A 5,031-nucleotide genomic window follows, 5' to 3' on the forward strand; every position below is an offset into this window, starting at 1 on the left:
CCTCCAGCCAGCGGCGGCCCTCCTCGGCGGGCTCGTCCGCCGCCGGCTGCCTGGGCTCCTCGGCGGAGTCGAGCGCGGGCAGTGCCGTTCCGTCCCCGCTGAGCCAGGCGGCCAGCCGGTCGGCCTCAGGAGTGCCGAGCGCCGCCGCCGCACGCGCCGCCTCCGGGTCGGAGTCGCGCCGTACCCGGAGCAGGGCCTGGGCGAAGTCCACCGGAGCCGGCGTGGCACAGAGCCGCTGGTACTCGCTGAGCCGCTCGACCAGGACATCGGGATCCAGCGCGCCCGTCTCCCAGGTCGGCGTGGCCAGCAGGAAGGGCAGCGGCCGGGTGCGCAGCAGAAAGGCGGCCTCCCACAGCCGCGCCTCGGTGACTCCGTTCAGCACGGTGTGCGCGCAGGACTGCCGTACCGCGGCCCGCGACCTGGTGTTCCACAGCGCCGTGACGGAGACCTGCTCGCATATGGAGGCCGCCACCACCTCCACTCCGTCGGGGATCCGTGAGAACCGCCGGTCGCGGTCCTGCTCCGGTCCGCCGTCCAGCCACCAGCAATCGGCCAGCGCGTCCTTCAGCGCGTCGGCGAGCGCCGCCCGGTCCCGGTAGGCGTGCCGCACCAGCCCGTCCAGCGTCCGTTCGAACGAGGCCGCCTCCTCGCGCGAGACGACCAGTGCCACCACCTCCTCGACCAGCTCGGCGAGGCCCGCCGGGGCGGGAGCGAGACGGGCCGGGACCGGCGCGGGCGGCAGGATCTCCTCGTACGGGACCGGATCCGGCCCCGTCGGCAGTTCACCGAACACCTCGGTGCCCCGCGCCCGGTGGACCGGGCTCAACGAAGCCGCCGCCAGGACCAGTTCGGCCCGCGGCTCGGCACCGACGGCGGAGAGATGGCGCGCCACCAGCTTCAGCGCCCGCTCCTGGACAGCCGTGTCCTCGTGCCCGAACGCCTCGGCGACGACGGGCAGCAGCTCACCGGCCGAGCCGCCGTCCGCGCGCAGGACCTTGCCCAGCAGCACCAGTTGGGCCCTGACAAGCTTCTTCTCCGGCCGGAACAGCACCGATCGGGACATGTCCGCGAGGCTCCGCACCGGCAGATCACCCGCCAGTGCCAGCCTGGCGAGCACGCCCTGCGCGTAACCCGCCACGGTCGACGGCCCGTCCGCCGCCATACCGATCCAGTCGGCCAGATGCTCCCGCTCCTCGTCCGCGGTCGGCGCGAGCCGGCGCAGCAGATTCAGGAAGAAGCCCAGATCGCCCGGTGCGCCGCCGCGCAGCAGACGCGCGATGGACGAGTCCACCAGCAGACTCCGCTCCACCACGCCCTCCTCGGCGAGGACGGTGAGTGCCGTCGGCCAGTGGTGCGGTTCCTCGGCATCGCCGTACCAGCCGAGAGGAGAAGGGAGTTCGGCTGTCTCGAAGAGCCTGGGCACCATGATCCGCACCAGCGGGTCCGCCCGGAGCGCGGGCAGGAGCCTGCCGTGCGACGGCGTGGCCTCCGCCCAGCCGTGCACAAACGCGTCAGTGGTCGGCACCGGACATCCCGCGAGCCGCACCAGGCCCGCGATCAGCGGATGGTCGAGCTGCGCGGTCGAGGCCCGGCCCGCGAGCCGGTGCGCCACATCCCCGAGCCAGCCGGGATCACGCTCCGCCAGCAGATCGAGCAGCTCGGCGTGCGGCAGCCCGAGACCTTCACGGATCTCACGCGCGCCGATCCAGGCCGCCGTCGCCGCGGCCCCCGTATGGCAGCCGGCTCCCGCCACCAGCAGCGCGTGTCCCGCCTTTCTGCGCTCGCGCCACTGGTCCCAGGGCCAGCCGCGCATCTCCGTGCGGAACGCCTTCAGCGCGGCCAGCTCCGTCTTCCTGTCCGCCGCGCTCAGCGGCTTGACCAGCCCGGGAATGTCCTGGACCCGGCCCGCCCGTACGGCGTCGAGCAACTCGCTCATCGCGCACCACCGCTCGTCACAACGGCCTCGCGCCGCGCCATCCGGACGGCCAGCGCGTGTTTGCACGGGCCGCGTCTGCCTCGGTACTCCGCCCACCACTGGCAGGTGCAGCTCAGCACGCCGTCGGCCTCACGCACCTGATAGCGCCGCTCGCCCGAGGCCACGGAGGCCGGCTCGCCTTCCAGCGCCACCGCCCCCGACGAGAGGAGGGCCCTGGCCGAGACCAGTCGTGGATTGTGCCGCTCGGCGCGGTCCGCGTCGTACGGCAGCTCGCGGTGGAAGTACGACGCGTCCGCGAGGTCATAGCCGACCCGGCCGGCCGTACCGAGCCGGGTCAGCGCCGCCCGTACGCGCTCGACCGTCAACCCTGCCTGCCCGGCCAGCTCCGCCGGATCGATCCGTGGCTCCCACGCCAGCAGTACGGACACCAGCTCCGCGTCCTCCGCCGCCTCGCCGGTGGCCAGCGCCTCCAGCACTCCGCCCTCGCCGGAGAATCCGCGCGCCGCGCTCGGCGACAGAGTCAGTGTGAGCCGCATGCCCGGCAGCACCGCCTCCCAGGCACTCGCCGTCGGCTCGCCGTCCGTCACCGGCCCGTACACCCGCAGCGCCGTGGCGTCCCGCAGCACACGCCGCAAGGCGGCCAGCCGCTCGGGACCCGGCAGACAGACGGCTCCCGGCACCGGCCTGGTGGTCGGCCGCAGAGTCTTCCCGGCCGGTACGACCCACCGCGCCCCGCGCGAGGCCGTGCCCGAACCGCGCGGCAGCGAGCGCAGAAACCGGACGGCCTCGCCGGCGGACAGCTCGGCCCGCAGATCGAACCCGGCGGAGACGACCTGTGCCTCGGCGAAGCCGCGCAGCCACCGGTCGGGCAGCGGAACCTTCTTCTCCACCACCGGCCCTTCGGCAGTGGTGACCGCCAACTCGTCCGGGCCCACTCGCAGATGGAGCGGATCGTCTCCGGTCATCCGCGACAGGGCCTCGCGCAGCGGACTGTTCACATCCACATTGGTCGTGCCATGGCCCGTCCGGGCGCCGTCGAGCCCGTCCGGCTCCACATCGAGCCGTGCGTACACACCGCAGCAGCCGGAGAACGACTCGAAGCGCAGCCGGTCGCCGTTCCCCGTCACCACCGGGTCCAGCGAACCGCCCAGTATCCGCTGGTAGTAGCGCGCGCCCGCGACATCCGCGACCGCCAGCAGCCCTCGGGCGGCGGCCCTGGGCGAGGCCAGAAAGCCAGAGAAGAACCGTGGATGCGCCTCGGCGCCGGTGGGAGTCAGCCCGCCGGAGGTCTCCAGACCGAGGAGCTGCCCGCCCGGGGCGCTCTCCAGGGCGGACGGACGGGAGTAGGCCATTGCCTGTGTGGATCGCGTCATGGAAAAGACGTTAGATCCCGGCACTGACAATGGGCCTCGGACGAGGGAGCACCGGGCGCTCCCTCGTCCGAGGCACAGGCGGGCGGCGCATGCCAACCGCGGGCGCCTCGGCCCTCGTTGACGACGGCGCCTACCGTGCCTACTGCCCTACGCGGCCCGGCTGGAGCACCTTGGTGAACAGCACCGTGCCGCCCTGGGCCCGCAGACGGACCGTCAGTTCACCGCTGCCGCCGTCGATGTCGACCTCGCCGAAGAGCTGCGGCGCCTCCATCGGCGAGACGTTCGCCCGGTCCGGGGCCTTGACGTACACGCGGTCGGGACCGAACGTGCCGTCCAGGGCGCTGGCCTGGAACTGGCCCGCGGCGAGCGGTCCCGACACGAACTCCCAGAACGGCGCGAAGTCCTTGAACGCGGCCCGCTCCGGCTCGTAGTGCTGCGCCGAGGTGTGGTGCACATCCGCCGTCAGCCACAGCGTGCCGGTGATCCGCCGGTGCTTGATGTACCGCAGCAGTTCGGCGATCTGGAGCTCCCGGCCGAGCGGCGCGCCGGGATCGCCCTGGGCGATGGCCTCGATGTTCACCGTACCGTCCGGTACGACCAGACCGATCGGCATATCGGCGGCGATCACCTTCCACACCGCGCGCGAACGCGACAGTTCGCGCTTGAGCCATTGGAGCTGCTCGGCGCCCAGGATGCCGGTCGTGTCGTCGGCCTGCCGGCCGGGCGAGTTGGCGTTGCGGTATGTCCTCATGTCGAGAACAAACACATCCAGCAGCGGACCATGGTTGATCACCCTGTGGACACGCCGGTCCGTCCCGCGCGCGCCCGTGCCGGAGATGGGGAAGTACTCGTGGAACGCCTGCGTGGAGCGTGCGGCGAGCACATCCACGTTCTTCTCGGTGTAGCGCACGTCGTCCAGGATCTGCCCGGGATACCAGTTGTTGCGCACCTCGTGGTCGTCCCACTGGACGATGGACGGCACCTGCGCGTTGAACCGGCGGACGTTCGCGTCGAGCAGGTTGTAGCGGAAGTTGCCCCGGTACTCGGCGAGCGTCTCCGCCACCTTGGACTTCTCCTCGGTGGTGATGTTCCGGTAGACACGGCCGTCGGGCAGCGTCACGCTCGGCTCGATCACACCGTCCGCGTAGATCGTGTCGCCGCTGCACAGGAAGAAGTCCGGGTCGAGCCGGCGCATGTCCTCGTACACCCGGAAGCCGCCGATGTCCGGGTTGATGCCCCAGCCCTGGCCCGCGACATCGCCGGACCAGACGAACCGCACACCCTGCCGGCGCTTCGCGGGCGCGGTACGGAACGTGCCGTACACCGGCTCGCCGGTACGGCGCGGATCGTGCGGGTCGGCGAGCGTGACGCGGTAGTGCACCTGCTCACCGTCGGGCAGCCCGCTCAGCGGGACCGTCCCGGTGAAGTCGCTGCCTGCTCCGAGCAGAGGTCCGTGCCAGGTCCGGGCGCGGCGGAACGATTCGGTGGCCGAGGTCTCCACGGTCATCCGGGCGGGCCGGTCGGACCGTACCCACACCAGCCCGGTGGAGGTGGTGATGTCGCCGGCCTGTACGCCCCAGGCGGCACTCGGCCGTCCTGACCGGGCCTGGGCCGGGGCCGCGGTGGCGAGCGCGGCGCCGGGAAGGGCCAGCGCGGCCGAGGCGGCGAGCGAACCGCGCAGCACACTGCGGCGGGCCGGAGAGTTCGCGCCGCCGGCGGAGG

At 72.7% G+C, this 5,031-nt stretch carries 3 protein-coding genes; all 3 read right to left on the minus strand.

From position 1 onward, the window contains the following. Positions 1-1,936 (minus strand): DUF7824 domain-containing protein (locus GA0115259_RS28510; RefSeq protein WP_093602355.1); only part of this gene is annotated, 1,936 nt, incomplete at its 3' end. Then, the gene (locus GA0115259_RS28515) at positions 1,933-3,309 is read right to left on the minus strand and encodes an SWIM zinc finger family protein (protein WP_093602357.1); all 1,377 of its coding nucleotides are present in this window, start codon (positions 3,307-3,309) and stop codon (positions 1,933-1,935) included. The genes GA0115259_RS28510 and GA0115259_RS28515, both read right to left, overlap by 4 nt. Positions 3,310-3,448: 139 nt before the next feature. Beyond that, entirely contained in the window at positions 3,449-4,993 is a 1,545-nt protein-coding gene (locus tag GA0115259_RS28520) for an alkaline phosphatase D family protein (protein ID WP_093602359.1), read from the minus strand. Positions 4,994-5,031: the final 38 nt, after the last annotated feature.

This window comes from Streptomyces sp. MnatMP-M17 (assembly GCF_900091995.1).
Taxonomy (GTDB): domain Bacteria; phylum Actinomycetota; class Actinomycetes; order Streptomycetales; family Streptomycetaceae; genus Streptomyces.

Coding starts and splice junctions, on each gene's coding strand:
- GA0115259_RS28515 (WP_093602357.1), bottom strand. CDS start 3,309: ATGACGCGATCCACACAGGCAATGGCCTACTCCCGTCCGTCCGCCCTG.